This window comes from Streptococcus dysgalactiae subsp. dysgalactiae, assembly GCF_900459225.1.
GTDB classification, from domain to species: Bacteria; Bacillota; Bacilli; order Lactobacillales; family Streptococcaceae; genus Streptococcus; species Streptococcus dysgalactiae.
Genome location: NZ_UHFH01000003.1, coordinates 1899034 through 1925031, shown reverse-complemented (window position 1 = coordinate 1925031; position 25998 = coordinate 1899034). Strand labels below are relative to the sequence as shown.

The following is a 25998-nucleotide window of genomic DNA, read 5'->3' as shown; positions in this document are numbered from 1 at the left end:
GGGGGATAAGAAAGAATGAGTCGTAAAAATCAAGCGCCTAAACGCGAAGTATTACCAGATCCATTATATAACTCGAAAATCGTAACACGTCTTATCAACCGTGTTATGCTTGACGGTAAACGTGGTACAGCTGCTACCATCGTTTACGATGCTTTCAACGCTATCAAAGAAGCAACAGGAAACGATGCTCTTGAAGTATTTGAAACAGCAATGGACAACATCATGCCTGTACTTGAAGTACGCGCACGCCGTGTTGGTGGTTCTAACTACCAAGTTCCAGTTGAAGTTCGTCCAGAACGTCGTACTACACTTGGACTTCGTTGGTTGGTAAACGCATCACGTGCACGTGGTGAGCACACTATGAAAGATCGTCTTGCAAAAGAAATCATGGATGCTGCAAACAACACAGGTGCATCAGTTAAGAAACGTGAAGATACTCACAAAATGGCTGAAGCTAACCGAGCATTTGCACACTTCCGTTGGTAATATAGGATGTTTTAGCGTCAAACAAATACTAGCCAAAATAGGGAAATTGACGCAGAAACTTCAGTTTCTAGGCAATTTTATCTTTTTGGCAGACATTTGTAGCTAAAATTCAACTAACATAAGATGTGAGAGCGTTAAGCAAGTCCAAGACAAAATAGGAATAGTGACGCAGAAACTTCAGTTTCTAGGAACTATTATCTTTTTGTCAGTGGCTTGTAGCTCGAACTCAATTAATAAGATACGAAGAGTTAGCATATCAGTGAAAAATAGAGAAGTGACACTGTGTGCTTGTGCATCAGGGAGTCTATCTTTGTTCACTGAAGGTCTGTAACTCGTGTTCAATTATAAGATGTAACAACTTAACGATAACTGTTTGAATTACTCAAATCGAACTAATGAACTCTTATTATCAAAAATAAGAAGAAAAAACGGGTAGGTCCTGCCTATCCGTTTTTTCTAAATAATGCTATAATAAAGAGTAAACTAAAAAAATAGGAGAAACACATGGCTCGCGAATTTTCACTTGCAAAAACTCGTAATATCGGTATCATGGCTCACGTTGATGCTGGTAAAACAACAACAACAGAGCGTATCCTTTACTACACTGGTAAAATCCATAAAATCGGTGAAACACACGAAGGTGCATCACAAATGGACTGGATGGAGCAAGAGCAAGAACGTGGTATCACAATCACTTCTGCCGCTACAACAGCTCAATGGGACGGACACCGCGTTAACATCATCGACACACCAGGACACGTGGACTTCACTATCGAAGTACAACGTTCCCTCCGTGTTCTTGACGGTGCTGTAACCGTTCTTGACTCACAATCAGGTGTTGAACCTCAAACTGAAACAGTTTGGCGTCAAGCTACTGAATACGGTGTTCCACGTATCGTTTTTGCCAACAAAATGGACAAAATCGGTGCTGACTTCCTTTACTCAGTACAAACCCTTCATGACCGTCTTCAAGCAAATGCACACCCAATCCAATTGCCAATCGGTGCTGAGGATGATTTCCGTGGTATCATTGACTTGATCAAAATGAAAGCTGAAATCTATACTAACGACCTTGGTACAGATATCCTTGAAGAAGATATTCCAGAAGAATACTTAGAACAAGCTCAAGAATACCGTGAAAAATTGGTTGAAGCAGTAGCTGAAACTGATGAAGACTTGATGATGAAATACCTTGAAGGTGAAGAAATCACTAACGAAGAATTGATTGCTGGTATCCGTAAAGCAACAATCAACGTTGAATTCTTCCCAGTTCTTTGTGGATCTGCCTTCAAAAACAAAGGTGTTCAATTGATGCTTGATGCGGTTATCGCATACCTTCCAAGCCCACTTGATATCCCTGCGATCAAAGGTATCAACCCAGATACAGACGCTGAAGAAGAGCGTCCAGCATCTGATGAAGAGCCATTTGCAGCTCTTGCCTTCAAAATCATGACTGACCCATTCGTAGGTCGTTTGACTTTCTTCCGTGTTTACTCTGGTGTTCTTAACTCAGGTTCATACGTGATGAACACATCAAAAGGAAAACGTGAGCGTATCGGACGTATCCTTCAAATGCACGCGAACAGCCGTCAAGAAATTGAAACAGTTTACGCTGGTGATATCGCTGCCGCTGTTGGTTTGAAAGACACAACAACAGGTGACTCATTGACTGATGAAAAAGCAAAAGTTATTCTTGAGTCAATCGAAGTTCCAGAACCAGTTATCCAATTGATGGTTGAACCAAAATCTAAAGCAGACCAAGACAAGATGGGGGTTGCCCTTCAAAAACTTGCTGAAGAAGATCCAACATTCCGCGTTGAAACAAACGTTGAAACTGGTGAAACAGTTATCGCTGGTATGGGTGAGCTTCACCTTGATGTCCTTGTTGACCGTATGCGTCGTGAGTTCAAAGTTGAAGCAAACGTAGGTGCTCCTCAAGTATCTTACCGTGAAACATTCCGTGCTTCTACACAAGCTCGTGGATTCTTCAAACGCCAATCTGGTGGTAAAGGTCAATTTGGTGATGTTTGGATTGAATTTACACCAAACGAAGAAGGTAAAGGTTTCGAATTCGAAAACGCTATCGTCGGTGGTGTGGTTCCTCGTGAATTTATCCCTGCTGTTGAAAAAGGGTTGATCGAATCTATGGCAAACGGTGTTCTTGCTGGTTACCCAATGGTTGACGTTAAAGCTAAACTTTACGATGGTTCATACCACGATGTCGACTCATCTGAAACTGCCTTCAAGATCGCTGCATCACTTGCACTTAAAGAAGCAGCTAAATCTGCACAACCAGCTATCCTTGAGCCAATGATGCTTGTAACGATTACAGCTCCAGAAGATAACCTTGGAGATGTTATGGGACACGTTACAGCTCGTCGTGGACGTGTTGATGGTATGGAAGCACATGGTAACAGCCAAATCGTTCGTGCTTATGTACCACTTGCTGAAATGTTCGGTTATGCAACAGTTCTTCGTTCTGCAACTCAAGGACGTGGTACATTCATGATGGTATTTGACCACTATGAAGATGTTCCTAAGTCAGTTCAAGAAGAAATCATTAAGAAAAACAAAGGTGAATAATCACCACTAAGAGGTTAAGGATAGCTATCCTAACCTCTTTTTTAGGTCAGCCAACTTTATAGTAGAGTCTAGCCTAAAAGGCGTGATTTCTTTTAAACGTTAAGAAGCCTTAGCAAAGATTTAAGAAAGGGGTTTCCTAGTTTTAGGCTATTTTATGGGACAAACGAGGAAAGTGTCCTTTATGAAAATGGCTAATTTATTTGCATTTTTTCTGAAATAGTTATATAATAGTCCTGTTGAAAGGTTATTACAGATAGCTGTAAGTTAATCTTTTCACAATAGGTAGGGAGTATTCCCTTTAATAATATTCTTTTGATTTTCATAAGGAGGAAATCACTAATGGTAGTTAAAGTTGGTATTAACGGTTTCGGTCGTATCGGACGTCTTGCATTCCGTCGTATTCAAAATGTTGAAGGTGTTGAAGTAACTCGTATCAACGACCTTACAGATCCAAACATGCTTGCACACTTGTTGAAATACGATACAACTCAAGGACGTTTTGACGGAACTGTTGAAGTTAAAGAAGGTGGATTTGAAGTAAACGGAAACTTCATCAAAGTTTCTGCTGAACGTGATCCAGAAAACATCGACTGGGCAACTGACGGTGTTGAAATCGTTCTGGAAGCAACTGGTTTCTTTGCTAAAAAAGAAGCTGCTGAAAAACACTTACATGCTAACGGTGCTAAAAAAGTTGTTATCACAGCTCCTGGTGGAAACGACGTTAAAACAGTTGTTTTCAACACTAACCACGACATTCTTGACGGTACTGAAACAGTTATCTCAGGTGCTTCATGTACTACAAACTGTTTAGCTCCTATGGCTAAAGCTCTTCACGATGCATTTGGTATCCAAAAAGGTCTTATGACTACAATCCACGCTTATACTGGTGACCAAATGATCCTTGACGGACCACACCGTGGTGGTGACCTTCGTCGTGCTCGTGCTGGTGCTGCAAACATTGTTCCTAACTCAACTGGTGCTGCTAAAGCTATCGGTCTTGTTATCCCAGAATTGAATGGTAAACTTGATGGTGCTGCACAACGTGTTCCTGTTCCAACTGGATCAGTAACTGAGTTGGTTGTAACTCTTGATAAAAACGTTTCTGTTGACGAAATCAACGCTGCTATGAAAGCTGCTTCAAACGACAGTTTCGGTTACACTGAAGATCCAATTGTTTCTTCAGATATCGTAGGCGTGTCATACGGTTCATTGTTTGACGCAACTCAAACTAAAGTTATGGAAGTTGACGGATCACAATTGGTTAAAGTTGTATCATGGTATGACAATGAAATGTCTTACACTGCTCAACTTGTTCGTACACTTGAGTATTTTGCAAAAATCGCTAAATAATTAGTTATTAATGCTTAGAACCTAGCTTTTGCTAGGTTCTTTTTTGATGTAAATTGGAGACTATATCAGATAAGTATGCTCTTTATTTCAATAGAATAATGGTTTTGTTTTATATTTAATATCACTTGACTTTTAAATTAAATAAGGTTAAAATTTTTTTAACGAGAAAAAAGGAGTTTTTCAATGAAAACAAAACAAGTTGCTAGTGTCGTATCTCTTTCCCTGTCCCTTTTTTTAGTGACAGGCTGTGCCCAGGTTGACCATAAAGCCAATGTTAATAGTAAGGAAACTGTTAAGCAGACTAAGGTTACTTATAGTGATGAGCAGTTACGATCTAATGAAAATACCATGTCTGTATTGTGGTATCAGCGAGCTGCAGAAGCTAAAGCGCTATATTTACAAGGTTATCAACTAGCGACTGATCGTTTGAAAAATCAATTGGGACAGGCAACGGACAAGCCCTATTCTATTGTGTTAGACATTGATGAAACAGTCCTTGACAATAGTCCCTACCAAGCTAAGAATATCTTAGAGGGAACAAGCTTCACACCGGAAAGTTGGGATGTTTGGGTACAAAAGAAAGAAGCTAAACCTGTCGCAGGCGCTAAAGAATTTTTGCAATTTGCAGATCAAAATGGGGTTCAAATTTATTACATCTCAGACCGTGCAGCGAGCCAAGTCGATGCTACTATGGAAAATCTCCAAAAAGAGGGCATTCCAGTTCAAGGTCGTGACCACCTCTTATTCTTAGAAGAAGGCGTTAAATCAAAAGAAGCTCGCCGGCAAAAAGTGAAAGAGACCACTAACTTGATTATGTTATTTGGTGATAATCTTGTTGATTTTGCTGATTTCTCCAAAAAATCTGAAGAAGATAGAACAGCATTATTATCAGAATTACAAGAAGAGTTTGGGCGTCAATTTATTATTTTCCCTAATCCAATGTATGGATCATGGGAAAGTGCGGTTTATAAAGGTGAAAAACTTGATGCTTCTCAACAATTAAAAGAGCGTCGTAAGGCTCTGGAAAGTTTCGAAAAGTAAGTCAGATAAAGGAGAGAGTCTGAAGTGACCCCCAAAAGTTGGACATTATATTTTAAGTTAAGGATTGAGTTCTGTATTGCACAGGACTTAGTCCTTTTAATGTAAGTTTGATTCGTTTAGTGTTGTAGTAGTTGATATATTCTGAAATAGCTGTTTTTAATGTTTCGAGGGAAGTAAATTCCTTCTCAAACCCATAAAACATTTCTGTCTTCAATGTTCCAAAAAAAGATTCCATCATGCCGTTATCTAAGCTATTTCCTTTACGCGACATGGACGGTCTCATTCCATGCACCTCAAGAAAATGATGGTAGTAAGTGTGTTGATATTGCCATCCTTGGTCACTATGTAAAATAGTGCCCTGGTAAGTTTGTTCAGGAAAAGCCTCGGAAAGCATCGTTTTAAGTTGTTGTAAGTTTGGCGAGGTAGATAAATGATATGCAATAATCTCACTGTTAAAGCCATCAAGAACTGGTGATAGATACAATTTTTGATCACTAGCAGGAATTGAAAACTCTGTGACATCGGTATAACACTTCTTAAGTGGTTGGGTAGCTTTAAATTGACGCTTAATGAGATTATCAGCTTTCTTGCCAACCTCACCTTTATAAGAGTTATAGCGACGTTTCGCACGGATTCTAGCTTTCAAACCAAGTTCTGTCATCAAACGTTGAACTTTCTTATGATTAACTTTATAGCCTCGATTTTTAAGTTCGAGGTGAATTCTACGGTAACCATATCTCCCTTTGTTCTCAGAATAAATATCTTGAATAGCTTCTTTTAATTCTTTGTTGTTATCTCCCTGAGTTAGACGTTTAACCTGATAATAGTAGGTTGATCGAGACAGCTTCAAAATATTAAGTAGGATTCTTAAATCAAATACATTGATTAGTCCTTGAATGATTTCTGTTGCTCTTTGAGCCTTGCTTCGACCCTCAATCGGAGTTCTCTCAACTTTTTTAGTACGGCATTCTCCGCTCTAAGGTACTCATTATCATATTGAAGACGCTCTAATTCAGTCATTTCTTCAAGTTTTCTCTTTGGTTTGCGTCCCATCTTTACAGGTCTCCCTCTTGATTTCTCAAGAATAGTATACCCGTTTTTCTTGTATTGCGCTATCCAATTAGGAAGCATTCCCTTGTTTGGTAATCCATAATCTAGAGAAACCTCTAGCTGAGACCTACCTTTCATCAGAACTTCGTTTATGATTTCCTGCTTTAGTTCAGGAGAATAATACCTATTTTTCCTTTTACAAACACTTTCCAATCCGTGTATATCAATAAGGCGGACCATGTATTGAAGGTTATACTTACTCATATTAAATGTTTGACTGATTTTAGGCCATGTCCAACCAGATTGTCGTAAGCGATAGATTTCAATTTTATCTTCATAACTTAATTTCATAGAAAAACACCCCAAAAGTTAGATTTGTTGTCTAACTTTTGGGGTGCAGTTCAGTCGGCTCTCCTTTTTTACTATAGCTATTTTCTGAAAATCAATCCTTTCTTTGGAAAGGATTTTCTATTTTGTGAAATTATTATTTTATTGTTTTCATATTTTAACTTTATCAAGAGAATTGTGGTATAATAGAAGAGTACAAAAAATATTAAGGAGTCTATTCAAATGGCTAAATTAACAGTTAAAGACGTTGATTTGAAAGGTAAAAAAGTCCTTGTTCGTGTTGACTTTAACGTACCTTTGAAAGATGGCGTGATCACTAACGACAACCGTATTTCTGCGGCACTTCCAACTATCAAATACATCATTGAACAAGGTGGACGTGCTATTCTTTTCTCTCACCTTGGCCGTGTGAAAGAAGAATCGGATAAAGCTGGTAAATCACTTGCTCCAGTGGCTGCTGATTTGGCTGCTAAACTTGGACAAGACGTTATTTTCCCTGGTGCTACACGTGGTGCTGAATTAGAAGCAGCTATTGATGCTTTGGAAGATGGACAAGTTCTTCTTGTTGAAAACACTCGTTTTGAAGATGTTGATGGCAAAAAAGAATCTAAAAACGATCCTGAACTTGGTAAATACTGGGCTTCACTTGGTGACGGTATCTTCGTAAACGACGCTTTTGGTACTGCTCACCGTGCCCACGCATCAAACGTTGGTATCTCAGCAAACGTGGAAAAAGCTGTTGCTGGTTTCCTTCTTGAAAACGAAATTGCTTATATCCAAGAGGCTGTTGAAACACCAGAACGTCCTTTTGTAGCTATCCTTGGTGGTTCAAAAGTATCTGATAAAATCGGTGTTATCGAAAACCTTCTTGAAAAAGCTGACAAAGTCCTTATCGGTGGTGGTATGACTTATACCTTCTACAAAGCGCAAGGTATCGAAATCGGTAACTCACTTGTGGAAGAAGATAAACTTGATGTGGCTAAAGAATTGCTTGAAAAATCAAATGGTAAATTGATCTTGCCAGTTGACTCAAAAGAAGCAAATGCCTTTGCTGGTTACGATGTTGTTCGTGATACAGAAGGTGAAGCAGTTTCAGAAGGCTTCCTTGGTCTTGACATCGGTCCTAAATCAATTGCTAAATTTGACGAAGCCTTGACTGGTGCGAAAACGGTTGTTTGGAATGGTCCAATGGGTGTCTTTGAAAACCCTGACTTTCAAGCTGGTACAATCGGTGTGATGGACGCTATTGTGAAACAACCAGGCGTTAAATCAATCATCGGTGGTGGTGACTCAGCTGCTGCAGCAATCAACCTTGGCCGTGCTGACAAATTCTCATGGATCTCTACTGGTGGTGGAGCATCTATGGAACTTCTAGAAGGTAAAGTTTTACCTGGATTAGCAGCACTTACTGAAAAATAAACAACAAATCAGTTCAGGCTATCTGAAAGACAGTCTGAGGCTAGAGATAGAAGAAGCGAAGCTTCTGTCATTTAAGAATGAAAAGAGTTGGGCACCCAACTCTTTTTTAGTGCATGAAGTAGTATTCCTAGAATTTAAAATCGGTAAGGGGAATTAGCCTGACTAAAGTCACGTTTTTGCTGGTCTTAGCTACTGTATAAGAATGATAACTCCGACTGACTTGCTTCTGGAATATTTGAGGTTACCGGCAAGAAATCGTAAAGGGAGCTAACCATCATCTTTTTATGTGATTAAGTAGCTCGTCGGGTAGTAAGTAATATAGAGGTTGTTTTTATAGGAGCAAGTATTATTTGTGTGGGAGGAAGAAAAGGTGACATGTCATTTTCTGGAAAGGAAAACGTCTTCTTTTAGTGGAAATATAAAATTAGTTTTCTTTGTCAGGTAATCATGTTAGAATAAACTGTGTCTAAAAAAAGAAAGTAAGGTAAGGAAAGCGGGTAAGATGAAATACAGATTTGACCCTCAAAAATTTAGAATTGGCATGAGGACATTTAAGACAGGCTTGTCGGTCTTTTTTGTTCTGTTGCTCTTTATTCTCTTTGATTGGGAAGGGTTGCAGATTGGTGGCTTGACGGCTGTGTTTAGTTTGAGAGAAGATTTGGATAGAACTGTATCGTTTGGTTTTTCAAGGATACTAGGCAATAGTATTGGCGGCCTGTTAGCTTTGGTCTTTTATTTTTTCAATGCCCTTTTTCAGCAACATATTTTGGTGACACTCATTTTGGTCCCAATTTTAACGATGTTGACCATTATGTTTAACGTCGCTTTCAATAATAAATCAGGGATTATTGGTGCTGTAGCTGCTCTTTTGATTATTACCTTGTCGATTCCAACAGGTCAAACATTCATTTATGTGATTTCGCGTGTCTTTGAAACTTTCTGTGGGGTTTTTGTGGCTATTTTGGTCAATGCTGACGTGGAACTGATTAAAAATAGGTGGTTCAAGAAAAAATCTGTAAAATGATGTTAGATAATATGACATATAAGCTTGACAACCTATTTTTTTCAGCCTATAATAGGGGGTGTGAAAGGAGTTTGTCATGAAAGAAAAAGAACTTAGACGATCAATGGCTGTTTTCCCTATCGGTACTGTCATGAAATTGACGGACCTCTCTGCTAGACAGATTCGCTATTATGAGGATCAAGAATTGATCAAACCTGAGCGAACGGAAGGCAACCGTCGCATGTTTTCTTTAAATGATATGGATCGTTTGTTGGAGATTAAGGACTTTTTAGCTGAAGGACTCAATATTGCAGCGATTAAGCGTGAATATACTGAGCGTCAAGATAAACTGTTGCAAAAACAAAAAGCTTTGACGGATGCAGATGTTAGACGGATCTTACATGATGAATTGCTAACTCAAAGTGGTTTTTCCACCCCTTCACAACATATTGGTAATTTTCGTATCTAAGATACGACTCGGATGAAATATAAAGGAGACCTATTCAATGGCAATCACAGCAGCTGACATTCGTCGCGAAGTCAAAGAGAAAAATGTAACTTTCCTTCGCTTGATGTTCACTGATATCATGGGAATTATGAAAAATGTCGAAATTCCTGCAACTGAAGAGCAATTAGAAAAAGTGTTATCGAATAAAGCCATGTTTGATGGTTCATCTATTGAAGGATTTGTGCGTATCAATGAGTCTGATATGTACCTTTACCCTGACCTAGATACTTGGATTGTTTTCCCTTGGGGAGATGAGAATGGGGCAGTCGCAGGGTTGATTTGTGACATTTATACTGCTGAAGGAAAACCTTTCGCAGGAGACCCACGTGGCAATTTGAAAAAAGCCTTGAAACATATGGACGAGGTTGGTTATCAATCCTTCAACCTTGGGCCAGAACCAGAATTTTTCCTCTTTAAAATGGATGACAAGGGGAACCCAACTCTTGAAGTTAACGATAATGGTGGCTATTTTGATTTGGCTCCTATTGACTTGGCAGATAATACGCGCCGTGAAATTGTCAATGTCTTGACGAAAATGGGCTTTGAAGTAGAAGCTAGTCACCATGAAGTAGCGGTTGGGCAACATGAAATTGATTTTAAATACGCTGATGTCCTAAAAGCTTGTGACAATATCCAAATTTTTAAACTTGTGGTTAAAACAATTGCGCGTGAGCATGGACTCTATGCCACCTTCATGGCTAAACCTAAATTTGGGATTGCTGGATCAGGAATGCACTGTAACATGTCCTTGTTTGACAAGCAAGGCAACAACGCCTTTTATGATGAAAAAGATAAGCGTGGCATGAAGTTATCAGAAGATGCTTACTATTTCTTAGGCGGTTTGATGAAACATGCTTACAATTATACTGCCATCACCAACCCAACGGTTAACTCTTATAAGCGTTTGGTTCCAGGCTATGAAGCGCCTGTGTACGTGGCTTGGGCAGGAAGCAATCGTTCGCCATTGATTCGGGTTCCAGCATCGCGTGGCATGGGGACTCGTTTAGAGTTACGTTCCGTGGATCCAACGGCAAACCCTTACTTAGCTCTTGCAGTCTTGCTTGAAGCTGGACTAGATGGTATTATTAATAAAATTGAAGCACCAGAGCCAGTGGAAGCTAACATTTACACCATGACAGTCGAAGAACGCAATGCAGCAGGTATTGTTGACTTACCATCAACGCTTCATAACGCTTTGAAGGCCTTGCAAAAAGACGAAGTGGTTCAAGAGGCACTTGGTGATCATATTTACACTAATTTCTTGGAAGCAAAACGTATTGAATGGGCTTCCTATGCTACCTTCGTGTCTCAATGGGAAATTGATAACTACCTTCACAATTATTAGAAAAATAGAATCCCGCTCAGTGGTTGAGTGGGATTTTTATATTATTATTCAAATCAGATGTTTATTTATTCTTTTAAAAACTAACAAATCCTGTCATATAAGCTTATATAAGTACAAATCCATTATAAAAATAAATTCAAAAATTTTCAGATAAATGTGTTCCCTTTTTTCAGAATTGTGATATAATTTAACTTAATAATTTTTAACAACAGTTTTTCTAGGAGGTTTAGAGATGAAAGGATTACAATCATATCCATGGAAACGGATTGGACTGGGAACATTAACACTTGCGTCAGCTACGATTTTAATGGCATGTGGAAATAAAGCGGCTTCTACCGATAATAAGGATGAAATCAGTTGGTACACGCCTACCGAAATCATCACTCTTGATATTTCCAAAAACACAGACACGTATTCAAGTTTAGCCATTGGTAACTCTGGTAGTAATCTTCTTCGTGTGGATGCCAAAGGGAAGCTTCAACCGGATCTAGCTGAAAAAGTGGATGTTTCAGAAGATGGTTTAACCTATACAGCAACCTTGCGTGATGGGTTGAAATGGTCTGATGGTAGTGATTTGACTGCAGAAGATTTTGTTTATACCTGGAAACGTATGGTAGACCCTGCCACAGCATCTGAATATGCTTATCTGGCAACAGAATCTCACTTAAAAAATGCTGAAGATATCAATACTGGTAAGAATACCGATTTGGATAGTTTAGGCGTTAAGGCTGATGGCAATAAAGTTATCTTTACCTTGACAGAACCAGCTCCACAATTCAAGAGTTTGCTATCCTTTTCTAACTTTGTTCCTCAAAAAGAATCCTTTGTTAAAGAAGCGGGTAAAGACTACGGTACTACATCAGAAAAACAACTTTACTCTGGACCATATACGGTCAAGGATTGGAACGGTACAAGTGGCACCTTTAAGTTAGTGAAAAACAAAAACTACTGGGATGCTAAGAACGTTAAGACTAAAACGGTCAAAGTTCAAACCGTTAAAAAACCAGACACAGCCGTTCAAATGTACAAACAAGGTAAACTTGATTTTGCTAACATTTCAGGAACATCTGCTATCTATAACGCCAATAAAAAGAATAAAGATGTTGTCCCAGTGTTAGAAGCAACCACAGCTTACATGGTTTACAATCAAACAGGGTCTGTTGAAGCCCTCAGCAATCTTAAGATTCGCCAAGCCTTGAATTTAGCAACTGATCGTGAAGGTATTGTTTCCGCTGCTGTTGATACGGGTTCAAAACCAGCAACTGGCATTGCACCAACTGGTTTAGCGAAGTTAACCGATGGAACAGACTTGGCAAAACATGTCGCACCAGGTTACAAATATGATGAAAAAGAAGCTGGTAAGCTCTTCAAAGAAGGTTTGGCTGAGCTTGGAAAAGATTCTCTTAAAGTAACCATCACTGCTGATGCGGATACCCCAGTTGCCAAAGCTTCTGTTGATTATATCAAAGAAACTTGGGAGAAGGCCCTTCCTGGTTTAACCGTCGAAGAAAAATTTGTACCATTTAAACAACGTTTGGAAGACACCAAAAACCAAAACTTTGAAGTAGCTGTAGCCCTTTGGGGAGGTGACTACCCAGAAGGATCAACCTTCTACGGTTTATTTAAATCAGGTTCTGCTTACAACTATGGTAAGTTCACTAATTCAGATTACGATTCAGCTTATGAAAAAGCCTTAACAACAGATGCTCTTGATACAGACAAAGCAGCAGATGACTACAAGGCAGCAGAAAAAGCGCTTTATGACAATGCCCTTTACAACCCACTTTATTTCCGTAGTGGTAAAGGTTTGCAAAACCCAAGCATCAAAGGACTTATCCGTAATTCAACTGGATTAAACGTTGACTTTACATACGCTTATAAAAAATAAGACAGAAAACACTGCAAGAGACTAAGAATGAGCTCAGATAGTATCATACCATTGTTTAGTTGGCGCTTAGGATGACGTAATGGCATCTCTTGTACTACTTACTAAGAAAAGTAGCTAAGACATGATGACAATCAAGCTAACGAGACGATATGGGATTAGTAGGTTTCTTAGAAGCTTACGCTATCTCACTTCATTGTAATGGTCTATGGTAACGAAATATTGCAAGAATTGGCCTCGGTCAGTTCTTGCTTTTGTTAGAGGAAAAATATGACAAAATATCTCTTAAAACGTGTGGCTATTTTGCTAGCAACACTGTGGGTTGTGGTGACCTTATCTTTCTTTTTGATGCAGGTGATGCCAGGGACACCATACAATAACCCTAAATTAACTGATGAAATGATTGCCATGATGAATAAGCAATATGGCTTGGATAAACCCTTGTGGCAACAATACTTGAAGTACCTATTTGATATTTTACATGGTGATTTTGGTACCAGCTACCAATCTATTAACCAATCAGTCACTAGATTGATTTCGCAACGGCTAGGTGTTTCCGTTCATTTGGGTATTCAAGCTCTTGTGGTAGGGATTAGCTCTGGGTTGTTTGTCGGAGCGGTTTCAGCACGTAATAAAAATAATAAGATTGACGCCATTCTAAGCGTGATTTCTACTCTTGGTATTTCGGTGCCAGCCTTTATTATTGGTTTGTTGCTGTTGGACTACTTTGGTTTCAAATGGGCTTTATTACCACTTTCTGGCTGGGGAACCTTTGGGCAAACGATCTTGCCAACGTTAGCGTTAGCTATTCCTGTATTTGCTCAAGTCACTCGCTTTTTCCGTAGTGAAATGATTGAAACCTTGAACTCTGACTATATTCAATTAGCGCGTGCCAAGGGATTAACCAAACGTCAAGTGACTCGAAAACACGCCTATCGGAATTCTATGATTCCTGTATTGACCTTGGTAGGGCCTATGGCTGCTAATATTTTAACGGGATCGGCCTTAATTGAACAAATTTTTTCCATTCCAGGTATTGGGCAACAATTTGTATCGTCCATTCCAACAAAAGATTATCCTGTGATTATGGGAACAACGATTGTGTACGCCCTCATGTTGATGGTAGCTATTTTGATAACTGATATTATCATTAGTATAGCAGACCCACGTGTGCGGTTGGGATAGGAGAGTGTTATGGTAGAAGAAAGAAAGTCATTTCAACTTGTGGGGGCAGGAAGCTCTGATTCACAAGAAAAAATTCAAAAGCCAGCACTGTCTTTTCTGCAGGATGCTTGGCGTCGTCTAAAACATAATAAATTAGCGGTTGTTGCCATGCTATTTTTGGCTGTGCTACTGGTCTTTTCAGTAGGGTCAAATGCAGTGGTTTCTAGGCAAGATGCCAATAGTTTTAACAGTAAGGAAGTTAGCGTTTACCGTAATTTACCTCCTAAATTGAGCAGTAGCTTGCCATTTTGGAACGGAACCATTACCTATGCTGGAAATACGGAGGCTAATGATGCTTATGCTGACCAAGGTGTCCCAGAAGGGGAAGCATTTCTATTAGGAACGGATAATCTGGGACGTAGTCTTGGCAAACGCATTACGGTAGGGATTCGGATTTCGCTTTTGATTGCTATCGTCGCAACCTTAATTGACCTTATTATCGGGGTCACTTACGGGTTAGTCTCTGGATTTACTGGGGGTAAGGTGGATACGGTCATGCAACGGATTATTGAGATTATTTCCTCTATCCCTAACTTAGTTATTGTAACCATGTTGGGACTCTTGCTTGGAAATGGAGTAACTTCAATTATTATTTCGATTGCGATTGTGGGTTGGACTTCTATGGCTAGGCAGGTGCGTAATTTGACCTTATCTTACCGTGAACGCGACTTTGTGTTAGCCTCTCGGGCATTAGGCGAAAACAATGTCAAAATTGCCTTTAAACATGTCTTGCCAAATATTTCAGGGATTATCATTGTGCAAATCATGATGACAGTACCAAGTGCCATTATGTATGAATCAGTCTTGTCTGCCATCAACCTCGGTGTCAAACCACCAACTGCTTCACTTGGCTCTTTGATTACAGATGCTCAGGAAAATTTGCAATATTACCCTTATCAGGTCTTGCTTCCAGCTCTTGCTTTAGTTTTTATTTCCTTGGCATTTATTCTTTTAGGAGATGGGCTACGCGATGCCTTTGATCCAAAATCAAGTAACGAATAGGAGGAGAACAAATGACAAACGAAACCATTTTAAGTGTTAAAAACCTCCACGTTGATTTCAAAACCTATGCAGGGGATGTGAAAGCTATTCGAGATATTAGTTTTGACCTCAAAAAAGGAGAAACGCTTGCGATTGTTGGGGAATCTGGATCAGGAAAATCAGTGACCACTAGGACCTTGATGGGCTTAAATGCTAAAAATGCTAACCTTTCTGGGGAAATTGATTTTAAAGGAAAAAAGCTCAATACCCTTAAGGAAGAAGAATGGGTTAAGGTGCGTGGTAAAGAAATTGCCATGATTTTCCAAGACCCAATGACCAGTCTCGATCCAACGATGAAAATCGGAATGCAAATTGCTGAAGCTATTTTGATTCATGAGAATATTAGTAAGCAAGAAGCCTTGAGTCGCGCCCTTGAATTGATGCATCAAGTAGGTATTCCAAATGCTGAAGAGCATATTAATGATTATCCACATCAGTGGTCAGGTGGGATGCGTCAGCGTGCTGTGATTGCTATCGCTCTTGCAGCTAATCCAGAAATCCTGATTGCTGATGAACCGACCACAGCGCTTGATGTTACCATTCAGGCACAAATCTTGAAATTAATGAAAGAAATCCAACAACAGACGAAATCGTCTATTATTTTCATTACCCATGACCTTGGAGTTGTGGCTGGTATGGCTGATCGTGTCGCGGTAATGTATGCTGGAAAAATTGTTGAGTATGGAACGGTGGATGAAGTCTTTTATAACCCACAACACCCTTATACATGGGGCTTGCTTAATTCTATGCCAACTACAGATACCGCCTCAGGGAGTTTAGAATCTATTCCAGGAACGCCGCCTGACTTGCTTAATCCTCCTAAGGGAGATGCTTTTGCAGCCCGCAATGAATTTGCCTTGGATATTGATCATGTGGAGGCTCCGCCGATGTTTAAGGTCAGCGACACCCATTATGCGGCAACTTGGTTATTAGATGAGCGAGCGCCCAAAGTCACTCCGCCAGTTCAAATTCAAAAACGATGGGCAAAATGGCAAAAACGAGAAGGAGGCAAGCTAAATGAATGATAATCGAAAGAAATTAGTAGAGTTAAAAAATGTCTCCTTAACTTTCAATAAGGGAAAGAAAAACGAAGTCAAAGCCATTGATAATGTGAGCTTTGATATTTATGAAGGGGAAGTGTTTGGACTGGTTGGGGAATCTGGATCAGGAAAAACAACTGTTGGTCGTGCCATTTTAAAGCTTTATGATATTAATGAAGGGGAAATTATTTTTAATGGTGAAACTGTTTCTCATTTGAAAGGGAAAGACTTGCGGACCTTTCGTAAGGATGCTCAGATGATTTTCCAAGATCCTCAGGCTAGTCTTAACGGCCGTATGAAAATCAGAGATATTGTGGCAGAAGGGCTAGATATTCATGGACTAACAGCTTCAAAAGCAGAACGAGAAGAACGCGTGCAAGAACTCCTTGATTTGGTTGGGTTGAATAAGGATCATTTGACACGTTACCCCCATGAATTTTCTGGTGGTCAACGTCAACGGATTGGGATTGCCCGTGCTTTGGCGGTGAAACCTAAATTTATCATTGCTGATGAACCTATCTCAGCTCTTGATGTGTCGATTCAGGCCCAGGTGGTTAACTTGATGCAAAAGCTTCAGTACAAACGTGGATTGACCTATCTTTTTATTGCCCATGACTTGTCAATGGTCAAATACATTTCTGACCGTATCGGAGTCATGCACTGGGGTAAAATGTTGGAGATTGGGACCTCAGATGATGTCTATAATCATCCTATTCATCCTTATACCAAGAGCCTACTCTCAGCTATTCCTGAGCCAGATCCAGACAAAGAACGTCAGCGGGTGGCTGATGTGTATGATCCAAGTCAAGAATTGGACGGCCAAGAACGTCAGATGCATGAGATTACTCCAGGCCATTTTGTCTTAGCTACCCAAGAAGAAGCAGGTCAATATCGACGGGAGTATCGTTAAGCAGTCACAGAATAATTAATACATTAGAAAAAGGATTACTAAAAACCTTGCATTTGGTTTTGTCGTTAATCCTTTTTTTGATGGGAAAAATATTTCGATTTCATTGAATAAGTTAGGACCGTGTATCGCTTGATGAGAGGACAACAAAAAACACGAGTGGTTAAACTCGTGTTAAGATATTAGTCTTTGTCCGGTGTCAATACCATCGGAATAATTATAGGTTCACGTTCGGTTTTTTCATATAGGAACGGACGAAGGGCGTTGACAATGGCCCCGTTGACTGATTGGATGCTGGCATCCTTGTTTTTCAAGGCAATACGGATGGCATTGAATAACACCCGTTGGCTTTCGCGAATCAAGTCGCCTGACTCACGCATGTAAATGAAGCCACGGCTTAGAATATCTGGTCCAGCTAGAATCATTTGAGTCTCAAAATCAACAGTAGCAACAGCTAAAACAACACCATCTTCTGATAAATCACGACGGTCTCTCAAGACAGCTGTACCAATATCACCAATACCATTTCCGTCAACGTAAATGTCTTGTGCGTTGAAATGACCTGCAATACGAGCACTATCACTTGTCAAGGCAAGGACGTCGCCGTTTTCCATGATAAAGATATTTTCCTTTGGGATACCGGTATCCATAGCGAGTCCTGCGTGGACTTTTTGCATACGGTATTCCCCATGAACAGGCATGAAATATTTTGGTTTAATCAAGCGCAGCATGAGTTTTTGCTCTTGCTGGCCACCGTGCCCTGACGTGTGGATATTATTCACTTTTCCGTGGATAACTTCAACGCCGGCTTCTTGGATGGTATTGATCAGTTTGTTGACACTTGTGGTGTTTCCTGGAATTGGGCTAGATGAGAAAATAACCGTGTCGCCTGGTTGTAAGCTAACTTGGCGATGCGTCCCGTTGGCAATACGAGCAAGCGCAGCCATTGACTCTCCCTGACTACCTGTACACATAATCAATACTTCATTAGCATGGTAGTTTTTAAGTTCATTTGCTTCAATAAAGGTGCCTCTTGGAACCTTGATGTAGCCAAGTTCAATCCCGTTAACAATCGCTTTTTCCATTGATCGTCCAAAGACAGCAATTTTACGTCCAGTTTTGACAGCAGCTTCAGCAGCCTGTTGCAAACGGTAGATGTTTGAAGCGAAGGAAGCAAAGATAATGCGTCCATGAATGCCTTCGATAATCTTCAAGATGGATTGACCAACGACTTTTTCAGAATTGGTAAAGGTTGGGACCTCCGCATTGGTTGAATCAGAGAGTAGGCAAAGAACGCCCTCTTCACCAAGGGCAGCCATGCGGTGCAAGTCAGCTGGGTCTCCTACTGGGGTAAAGTCAAACTTAAAGTCCCCTGTACAGATGATTTTTCCTTGTGGGGTATGAATCACAATACCAAGGGGTTCTGGGATGGAGTGAGTCGTCCTAAAGAAGGTTACACTCATGTTTTTGAAGGTTAGTTCAGTGTTATGATTGATTTCGTGAACCGTAGCATCACGCCAGAGACCGTGTTCTTCCAATTTCCCACGGATGAGGGCGAGGGTTAAAGGTCCTGCATAGATAGGGATATTAGCCTGTTTGAGGAGGAAAGGAATGCCACCGATATGGTCCTCGTGACCGTGTGTGATGACAAGGGCCTTAACCCGATCCAAATTATCAACAATATAAGAATAGTCTGGAATAACGTAGTCAATTCCCAATAAGTCGTCTTCTGGAAATTTAATACCAGCATCAACGATGATGATTTCGTCTTGGTATTCAATCCCGTAAGTGTTTTTTCCGATTTCCCCGAGACCACCGATGGCAAAAACCCCAACTTCATTAGGTTTTAAACTGATATTTGTCATCTTAGAACTCCGTTAATTCAAAAACACCAGTCTCTTTTTCGTAATCGAGGTGTTTGTCAGAAAGTAACTCGATAAACTCAACGTTGTAGCCAGTGTGTTCTTCAACGAGTTTACGTGCTTTAATACGGCCCTCAAGTTCGTCAGTAGCGTCAATATCAAGGTATAGGGCCTTGGTATTCTCGCGACGTGGGCTTTGGTCTTTTGTTTCTTGATAGAAAATTTTATAAATCATTTAGTCAATAGTCCTTTCGTTGTGAATCAATTATCCAAACAATAACAAATAGGTCAAAACGCTAGGAATGTATCGTTTTGACGGTTTTAGTATGATGTCATTATTGTGTAGTAGATTAATTCCTGATTCTGTGCAATTACTAGAATTATACCATAAAGTCACCCTTTAGTAAAAAGTTTCGACAAATTTATTAGTCCCTCTAGCACTTATTAGGAGAGCCTTTTTGATGTTATCCCTTCATTTGTGTTATAATTGAAACTAGAAATTGCACTAGAAAGACAAAACATGAAGATACTTGCATTTGATACCTCAAATATAACCCTCTCCCTTGCCATCCTAGAGAATGAACAGCTTTTGGCGGACATGACACTTAATATCAAGAAAAATCATAGCATTAGCCTTATGCCGGCTATTGATTTTTTGATGGCTTCTGTAGATCTCAAACCCAAGGATTTGGACAGGATTGTGGTGGCGCAAGGACCTGGATCTTATACAGGGTTGCGAGTAGCAGTTGCGACGGCCAAGATGCTAGCTTACAGCTTAGGCATCGATTTAGTTGGCGTCTCGAGTTTATATGCCTTGGCAGCACAAACCTGTCAGCAATACCCAGACAGTTTGGTAGTGCCCTTAGTTGATGCCAGACGCCAAAATGCTTATGTGGGTTACTACCGACAAGGGGAACTAGTTCTGCCAGAAAGTCATTCGTCTTTAGAGGCTATTTTGACTCAATTAGAAGGAGAGGCTAATCTCACTTTTGTTGGAGAAACGGCTCCTTTTGCTGAGCGCATTCAAGAGGAACTACATCAAGCCAGAATCGTGCCAACCCTCCCTTCAGCCTACGAATGCGGTCTTTTGGGGCAAAGATTGGCACCAGAAAATGTAGATGCCTTTGTTCCTCAATACCTAAAGAGGGTAGAGGCTGAAGAAAATTGGTTGAAGGATCATCAAGCGAGTGGTGACAGCCAATACATTAAGCGGGTGTAAGATGAAAACACTTGAGGAAAAAGCGAGAGCCATTCACCAGCTCCTCGAAATGACTTATGAAAAGTCGCCTTGGACTTTGGAGCAAGTCTTGGCGGATATACAACAAGATCAAACAGATTATTTTCTGATTGAAGAGCAAGGAAAGTTACTGGCTTTTTTAGCTATTCAATCCTTAATTGGAGAGACAGAAATCACTAATATCGCAGTTTTATCCAGTCATCAAGGTCGGGGACTAGCTTCTCAGTTGATGAGACATTTAGATGAGATTATTGGCGATATTTTTTTAGAAGTGAGGGAATCAAATCGTAAAGCCCAAGGCCTGTATCGGAAATTTGGTTTTGAGCTTGTCGGCAAAAGACAAGCGTATTACCATGATCCTATTGAAGCGGCCTTGGTGATGAAACGGGAAGGAAAACATGACAGATAGGTATATTTTAGCAGTCGAGAGTTCTTGTGATGAGACCAGCGTTGCTATTTTAAAAAACGATAACATTTTATTGAGTAACATCATTGCAAGTCAGGTTGAGAGCCATAAACGCTTTGGAGGTGTTGTGCCAGAAGTAGCTAGCAGGCACCATGTAGAAGTCATTACCACCTGCGTTGAGGATGCTTTGCAAGAAGCTGGTATTCAGGCCTCGGACCTTTCAGCAGTTGCCGTGACCTATGGTCCTGGACTTGTTGGAGCACTCCTAGTTGGTTTAGCAGCAGCCAAGGCCTTTGCTTGGGCCAATGACCTTCCCTTGATTCCAGTCAATCATATGGCAGGACACCTCATGGCTGCGCGTGAACAAAAACCCTTGGTTTATCCTTTGTTAGCCTTATTGGTATCAGGAGGCCACACCGAATTGGTTTATGTCACAGAACCTGGTGCCTATCATATTGTCGGTGAAACGCGCGATGATGCTGTTGGGGAAGCTTATGATAAGGTGGGACGTGTCATGGGCTTGACCTATCCTGCTGGTCGTGAAATTGATCAACTGGCTCACAAGGGGCAAGATACTTATCATTTCCCTCGTGCCATGATTAAGGAAGATCATTTGGAGTTTTCCTTTTCTGGGCTTAAGTCAGCTTTCATTAACCTTCATCACAATGCGGATCAAAAAGGAGAAGAATTGGTCTTGGAAGATTTATGTGCTTCTTTCCAAGCTGCCGCTCTTGATATCTTATTAGCTAAAACTAAAAAAGCCTTGGCTAAATACCCAGCTGAGATGTTGGTTGTAGCAGGTGGTGTTGCTGCTAATCAGGGCTTGCGCGAACGCTTAGCAGAGGAAATCACTGACATTGAGGTGGTCATTCCGCCACTAAGGCTTTGTGGGGATAATGCTGGGATGATTGCCCTAGCGGCAGCTGTCGAATACGATAAGCAACATTTTGCCAGATTGGACTTGAATGCTAAGCCTAGCTTAACCTTTGATCAGTTCAATAAAGATTAGTTATAAAGGTATTTTAAGTTTAATCTTGAAAATAGTCTGCCCTATCCCTAGAGGCAGACTTTTTCTGTGCTAACCGATAATAGTGCGACGATTACTTCGTAGAATCTCATTGGAACATAAGCAATCTTATGATTAGCCGACTTGTGTTCTGCAAGTCAGCTCTAGGACTGTTGAAAGTATGTTGATGAAAGCTTTTCTTCTATATTGACACAAAAAAACAACCCGGTATCTTGGCATACCGGATTGTCATGGTGATAAGTAATTGGCTTCTATGATTACTAATATGTCAAACAATTACCTGCAAAATAATCGTTTGCTTTAGGTGAAGTAAGCTTACCAGCTAGCTTTAGTGATTCCTGGTAGTTGACCTTTGTGCGCTAGATTGCGGAAATTGATACGGCTTACACCAAACTTACGCATGTAAGCGTGTGGACGGCCATCAATCATGTCACGGTTTTTCAAGCGGTTTGGGTTTGAATCACGAGGCAATTTGCGAAGTGCTTCATAGTCACCATTGGCTTTAAGTTCGCGACGGAGGTCAGCGTACTGTTCAATCAGTTGGAGCTGCTTGTGGTATTTAGCAATTTTTGATTTCTTTGCCATTGCTTTCTCCTTCTATAATATTAATAATCCCAGAGTTCCTATCAGCACTCTGGATTTTCTTAACTAGTAATGAACCAGTTAAGAAAATATAAGTCCATTATACAATATTTCATAAGAAATGCAAGAAAAATATTTAATTGGTTATGAGTTTTTTGTAACATCCTGATAGTGGTTGTCAGCCAAAAAAGCCTAAGAAAGGATCTTAAGCTTTTCTTCTTAATCGTAATGAACACTCCCTGCTACCCAGCCGGAGCAAAGGGCAGAAGTGATATTAAACCCTCCGGTGTGAGCATTAATATCTAAGACCTCTCCAGCAAAATACAGCCCAGGAACTTTCTTGCTCTCCAAAGTTTTAGGATTGATTTCTTTTAAATCCACGCCTCCTTTGGTCACAAAAGATTTAGCCAAAGACATTTTTCCTGTAATGGCAATCGGCAACTGCTTGAGTTTGCTTATTAGCTCTTGCTCTTGTTTTGGAGAGAGTTGTTTGACCTTTTCGGGATAGCCATCTGATAAAAAGTCAGCTACCCGTTCAGGCAGTAGGCTTTTAAGAGCATTTTTGATGTTTTTATCACGTTGATCATTCAGATAAGCGGTTAAGTCATCTGTTGATAAGTGTGGTAAAAAATCTAGCTCTGCTATTTCCCCGCCTTTCACAAAAGAAGACAGACGGAGAGCTGCAGGTCCTGAAAGGCCAAAGTGAGTGAAGAGTAAGTCATGTGTGATGACGTGTTTGTCATAACTAAGAGTAACGTCGTTTAGGGAAATACCTTGCAAGACTTTGTGAGGAAAATCAGTTAACAGAGGACTCTCAGCAGCTTCTAAATCAGTCACTGTCAATTTAAAATGTCGTGCAATATCAAGTCCAAAACCTGTTGAACCAGTTGAAGGATAGGACTTGCCTCCTGTGGTCACAATTAATTTATGACAGCTAAAAGTCTGATCTGCAGATTTGAGGTTGAAGAGGTCATCTTGTTTTTTAACGGAAACCACCTCAGTGTTAGTTAGTACCTTGCCTCCAAGAGATTTAATTTTCTTTTCAAGAGCATCAATGATTGTCCTAGATTTATCTGTGGTAGGAAACATTCGGCCATGGTCTTCTTCTTTGAGTTTGACGCCGTTTTCCTCGAAAAAGGCAATGATGTCATGGTTGTCAAACTGGGAAAAGACACTATATAAAAATCGGCCATTTCCAGGAATGCCTGCCACAAGGTCGTCAAGACTGCCACTATTGGTCACATTACAGCGTCCACCACCGGTTCCCGCTAATTTTTTACCTAAGCGGCGGTTTTTTTCAATCAAGAGAGTTTTGTAGCCATAGTAGCTGCTGGAGATAGCGGCCATCATACCAGCTGGCCCCCCTCCAATAATAATCGTATCGTATTGTGTCATAGCTTTATTTTAGCATAAAGGTACGGTATTTAATAGTAATGTAAATGAGCTAATCTGTCATACTATTTTTCTACTCATCTAACAATGCTTTCAAGAAATAATTGATGCCTTTAGCACGACTGAAATGAGGTCAAATTGACAGAATACTCCTATTATGTTACTATTTTTAGTAAGAATATTCAGTGATTAATAAAGAGGAAAATATGGCAATTGAAAAGACAGTTAGTGAACTAGCTGACATTTTGGGAGTGAGCCGTCAGGCGGTCAATAATCGTGTCAAGTCTTTACCCGAGGAAGATCTTGATAAAAATGATAAGGGAGTCACTGTGGTTAAGCGTAGTGGCCTTATTAAGTTGGAAGAAATCTATAAAAAAACGATTTTTGACGATGAGCCTATCAGTGAGGAGACCAAACAACGTGAGCTTTTAGAAATTCTTGTGGATGAGAAAAACACTGAAATCACACGACTTTATGAACAACTCAAAGCCAAAGACGCTCAACTTGCCTCAAAAGATGAGCAAATGCGTGTTAAAGACGTGCAAATCGCTGAAAAAGATAAACAATTGGATCAGCAACAACAATTGACAGCTAAGGCCATGGCTGACAAAGAAACCCTTAAATTAGAATTAGAAGAAGCCAAAGCAGAAGCTGACCAAGCTCGCTTACAAGTCGAAGAAGTTCAAGCTGAAGTTGGCTCTAAAAAAGGCTTTTTCAACCGCTTGTTTGCTAAATAATCAGAAAAACGATTAAGGCCCGATAAGGGTCTTTTTTTGGAGGAAAACATGAAACACCTAGACACTTATATTGCTTTTGATTTAGAATTTAACACGGTTAACGAGATTAGTCACCTCATCCAACTATCAGCAGTTAAATATGACAACCATAAAGAAGTTGACAGCTTTGATACCTATGTTTACACAGATGTTCCCTTACAGAGCTTTATCAATGGCTTAACAGGAATCACGTCTGACAAGATTGCTGCGGCACCAAAAGTCGAAGAGGTTATAACTGCTTTCAAGGATTTTGTCGGAGAATTACCATTGATTGGTTATAATGCTCAAAAATCTGACTTGCCTATTCTAGCTGAAAATGGCTTAGATTTAAGGGACCAATACCAGATTGACCTCTTTGATGAAGCTTACGATAGACGTAGCGCAGACCTAAATGGGATTGCTAACCTACGTCTGCAAACGGTCGCAACCTTTTTAGGCATTAAGGGTCGAGGTCATAATAGCTTAGAAGATGCCAGAATGACAGCAGGTATTTATGAGTCTTTTTTAGAAACAGATACGAACAAAGCCTATCTCAGTCACCAAGAAGAAGTGATTACCGATAACCCTTTCGCAGCTTTGGGAGGCTTTTTTGACTGAGGGCTCTGCTATTTCTAAAGAATAAAAAAATCCCCTAGGGTTAGCCCTTGCTTGTAACGCTAGGTCATTTGATAAGATAGGGGCATATCAAGAGGGAGTCGGGTGCACACGAATCGTTTTTGATGACTAAATGATAGAAAGAAGGTGTGGAAATGTCTCAATTCTATTCGACTGGAGAATTGGCCAACTTAGCTGGGGTTTCTATTCGAACCGTCCAATACTACGACCAACGTGGGATTTTGACTCCGACAGCATTGACAGAAGGTGGACGGCGACTCTATACAGATTCTGATTTAGAACAATTACGCATGATCTGCTTTCTGCGCGATTTGGGATTTTCCATTGAGCAGATTCGCAAAGTCTTAGCAGAGGAAAATGCAGCCCAGGTGCTGGAATTGCTTCTGGTTGATCATATTGCGACTGCCAAGGAAGACTTGGCCGCAAAAGAGCAACAAGTTGACATAGCTGTCAAGATACTTGACAGACTTCGAAAACAAGACCCCCAGTCACTAGATTTTCTGATGGACGTTTCGCTTAGCATGAAAAATCAAAAAGCTTGGAAAAAACGCTTTGTTACTTTAATTGTCTGTTTGACAGTGGAAACTCTACTTTTTGTGGCAGGAGCTTATCTTCTCCAATTGACAATCTGGAAATATTTCTTAATCCCAGTTTTCTTCTTATTTTTATTAGGAACCTTATACTGGTATTATCAAAATATCTCTTATCTTTGTCCTTCTTGTCATCAAATATTTGAAGCAAAGTGGACAGAATTTGCCCTAGCAGGTCATACGCCACGAACTAGAAAGTTAACCTGCCCCCATTGCCACCAAAAATCGTATTGCTTGGAACTGGCAAAAGAGGACACTGTCTCAAGAGGATAAGCACTAAC

Annotated in this window: 24 protein-coding genes; 19 read left to right on the top strand and 5 right to left on the bottom strand. The window is 40.2% G+C overall.

Annotation, left to right across the window (positions count from 1 at the left end; all coding sequences use genetic code 11):
- Positions 1–15: 15 nt before the first annotated feature.
- From rpsG to DYD17_RS09815, 4 genes are all read left to right on the top strand, one after another.
- The gene (gene rpsG, locus DYD17_RS09830; protein WP_002992078.1) at positions 16–486 is read left to right on the top strand and encodes a 30S ribosomal protein S7; all 471 of its coding nucleotides are present in this window, start codon (positions 16–18) and stop codon (positions 484–486) included.
- A gap of 504 nt (positions 487–990) precedes the next feature.
- Positions 991–3069, top strand: a complete 2079-nt coding sequence (fusA, locus tag DYD17_RS09825) for an elongation factor G (RefSeq protein WP_111717603.1) — start codon at positions 991–993, stop codon at positions 3067–3069.
- Between the two features lie 339 nt (positions 3070–3408).
- Positions 3409–4419, top strand: coding sequence for a type I glyceraldehyde-3-phosphate dehydrogenase (gene gap / locus DYD17_RS09820; protein WP_003052840.1), 1011 nt, complete (start codon positions 3409–3411; stop codon positions 4417–4419).
- Between the two features lie 183 nt (positions 4420–4602).
- A complete protein-coding gene (locus DYD17_RS09815; protein WP_003052813.1) occupies positions 4603–5460 on the top strand; it encodes a 5'-nucleotidase, lipoprotein e(P4) family in 858 nt (285 codons plus the stop codon).
- Between the two features lie 52 nt (positions 5461–5512).
- Here DYD17_RS09815 and DYD17_RS09810 read toward each other — a convergent pair.
- Positions 5513–6861 (bottom strand): IS3 family transposase gene (locus tag DYD17_RS09810; RefSeq protein ID WP_115252561.1). Its coding sequence is split into 2 segments (ribosomal slippage): positions 5513–6420 and positions 6420–6861, totalling 1350 coding nucleotides; the frame shifts between segments, so codons are not numbered across the junction.
- Between the two features lie 219 nt (positions 6862–7080).
- Between DYD17_RS09810 and DYD17_RS09805 the strand changes: the two genes are divergently transcribed.
- The 9 genes from DYD17_RS09805 to DYD17_RS09765 all read left to right on the top strand — a co-directional run bounded on the left by DYD17_RS09805 (position 7081) and on the right by DYD17_RS09765 (position 17233).
- On the top strand, positions 7081–8277 hold the full coding sequence (locus DYD17_RS09805; RefSeq protein ID WP_003052807.1) for a phosphoglycerate kinase: 1197 nt from the start codon (positions 7081–7083) through the stop codon (positions 8275–8277).
- Between the two features lie 502 nt (positions 8278–8779).
- Positions 8780–9301 carry an FUSC family protein gene (locus DYD17_RS09800; protein WP_115253136.1) on the top strand — a complete coding sequence of 174 codons (522 nt, stop codon included), beginning with the start codon at positions 8780–8782 and terminating at the stop codon, positions 9299–9301.
- 76 nt (positions 9302–9377) lie between these two features.
- The gene (locus DYD17_RS09795) at positions 9378–9749 is read left to right on the top strand and encodes a MerR family transcriptional regulator (RefSeq protein WP_003052801.1); all 372 of its coding nucleotides are present in this window, start codon (positions 9378–9380) and stop codon (positions 9747–9749) included.
- 37 nt (positions 9750–9786) lie between these two features.
- On the top strand, positions 9787–11133 hold the full coding sequence (glnA, locus tag DYD17_RS09790) for a type I glutamate--ammonia ligase (protein ID WP_003052799.1): 1347 nt from the start codon (positions 9787–9789) through the stop codon (positions 11131–11133).
- A gap of 232 nt (positions 11134–11365) precedes the next feature.
- On the top strand, positions 11366–13021 hold the full coding sequence (locus DYD17_RS09785; protein WP_003052797.1) for a peptide ABC transporter substrate-binding protein: 1656 nt from the start codon (positions 11366–11368) through the stop codon (positions 13019–13021).
- Between the two features lie 267 nt (positions 13022–13288).
- Positions 13289–14203, top strand: a complete 915-nt coding sequence (locus tag DYD17_RS09780) for an ABC transporter permease (RefSeq protein WP_003052794.1) — start codon at positions 13289–13291, stop codon at positions 14201–14203.
- A 9-nt stretch (positions 14204–14212) separates the two neighbouring features.
- A complete protein-coding gene (locus DYD17_RS09775) occupies positions 14213–15244 on the top strand; it encodes an ABC transporter permease (RefSeq protein ID WP_115253135.1) in 1032 nt (343 codons plus the stop codon).
- A gap of 11 nt (positions 15245–15255) precedes the next feature.
- Entirely contained in the window at positions 15256–16308 is a 1053-nt protein-coding gene (locus DYD17_RS09770) for an ABC transporter ATP-binding protein (RefSeq protein WP_003052788.1), read from the top strand.
- A complete protein-coding gene (locus DYD17_RS09765) occupies positions 16301–17233 on the top strand; it encodes an ABC transporter ATP-binding protein (protein ID WP_115253134.1) in 933 nt (310 codons plus the stop codon). The genes DYD17_RS09770 and DYD17_RS09765 overlap by 8 nt, the downstream gene beginning before the upstream one ends.
- A gap of 179 nt (positions 17234–17412) precedes the next feature.
- Here the strand turns inward: DYD17_RS09765 and rnjA are convergent, their stop codons facing one another.
- Positions 17413–19095 carry a ribonuclease J1 gene (gene rnjA, locus DYD17_RS09760; RefSeq protein ID WP_003052786.1) on the bottom strand — a complete coding sequence of 561 codons (1683 nt, stop codon included), beginning with the start codon at positions 19093–19095 and terminating at the stop codon, positions 17413–17415.
- Between the two features lies 1 nt (position 19096).
- Entirely contained in the window at positions 19097–19327 is a 231-nt protein-coding gene (locus tag DYD17_RS09755) for a DNA-dependent RNA polymerase subunit epsilon (RefSeq protein WP_003052784.1), read from the bottom strand.
- Between the two features lie 285 nt (positions 19328–19612).
- On the opposite strand from DYD17_RS09755, the gene tsaB reads away from it, so the two are divergent.
- From tsaB to tsaD, 3 genes are read left to right on the top strand one after another with little or no spacing between them, the layout of a single operon-like run.
- Entirely contained in the window at positions 19613–20311 is a 699-nt protein-coding gene (gene tsaB, locus DYD17_RS09750) for a tRNA (adenosine(37)-N6)-threonylcarbamoyltransferase complex dimerization subunit type 1 TsaB (RefSeq protein ID WP_003052781.1), read from the top strand.
- Position 20312: 1 nt separating this feature from the next.
- Positions 20313–20738, top strand: coding sequence for a ribosomal protein S18-alanine N-acetyltransferase (rimI, locus tag DYD17_RS09745; protein WP_003052778.1), 426 nt, complete (start codon positions 20313–20315; stop codon positions 20736–20738).
- On the top strand, positions 20728–21744 hold the full coding sequence (gene tsaD / locus DYD17_RS09740; RefSeq protein WP_003052775.1) for a tRNA (adenosine(37)-N6)-threonylcarbamoyltransferase complex transferase subunit TsaD: 1017 nt from the start codon (positions 20728–20730) through the stop codon (positions 21742–21744). The genes rimI and tsaD overlap by 11 nt, the downstream gene beginning before the upstream one ends.
- A gap of 333 nt (positions 21745–22077) precedes the next feature.
- Here the strand turns inward: tsaD and rpsN are convergent, their stop codons facing one another.
- Positions 22078–22347: a 30S ribosomal protein S14 gene (gene rpsN / locus DYD17_RS09735; protein ID WP_003052772.1), complete on the bottom strand. Its 270-nt coding sequence runs from the start codon at positions 22345–22347 to the stop codon at positions 22078–22080.
- A gap of 216 nt (positions 22348–22563) precedes the next feature.
- Positions 22564–23739: a BaiN/RdsA family NAD(P)/FAD-dependent oxidoreductase gene (locus DYD17_RS09730; RefSeq protein WP_115253133.1), complete on the bottom strand. Its 1176-nt coding sequence runs from the start codon at positions 23737–23739 to the stop codon at positions 22564–22566.
- 203 nt (positions 23740–23942) lie between these two features.
- Here DYD17_RS09730 and DYD17_RS09725 point away from each other — a divergent pair, with 203 nt between their 5' ends.
- The 3 genes from DYD17_RS09725 (at position 23943) to DYD17_RS09715 (ending at position 25990) form a co-directional block, all read left to right on the top strand.
- Entirely contained in the window at positions 23943–24473 is a 531-nt protein-coding gene (locus tag DYD17_RS09725) for a DUF536 domain-containing protein (RefSeq protein ID WP_115253132.1), read from the top strand.
- Between the two features lie 48 nt (positions 24474–24521).
- Positions 24522–25109 (top strand): 3'-5' exonuclease, encoded by a 588-nt coding sequence (locus tag DYD17_RS09720; RefSeq protein WP_003052762.1) that lies wholly within the window; start codon positions 24522–24524, stop codon positions 25107–25109.
- Positions 25110–25261: 152 nt separating this feature from the next.
- A complete protein-coding gene (locus tag DYD17_RS09715) occupies positions 25262–25990 on the top strand; it encodes a MerR family transcriptional regulator (RefSeq protein ID WP_003052758.1) in 729 nt (242 codons plus the stop codon).
- The last annotated feature ends 8 nt before the right edge of the window (positions 25991–25998 follow it).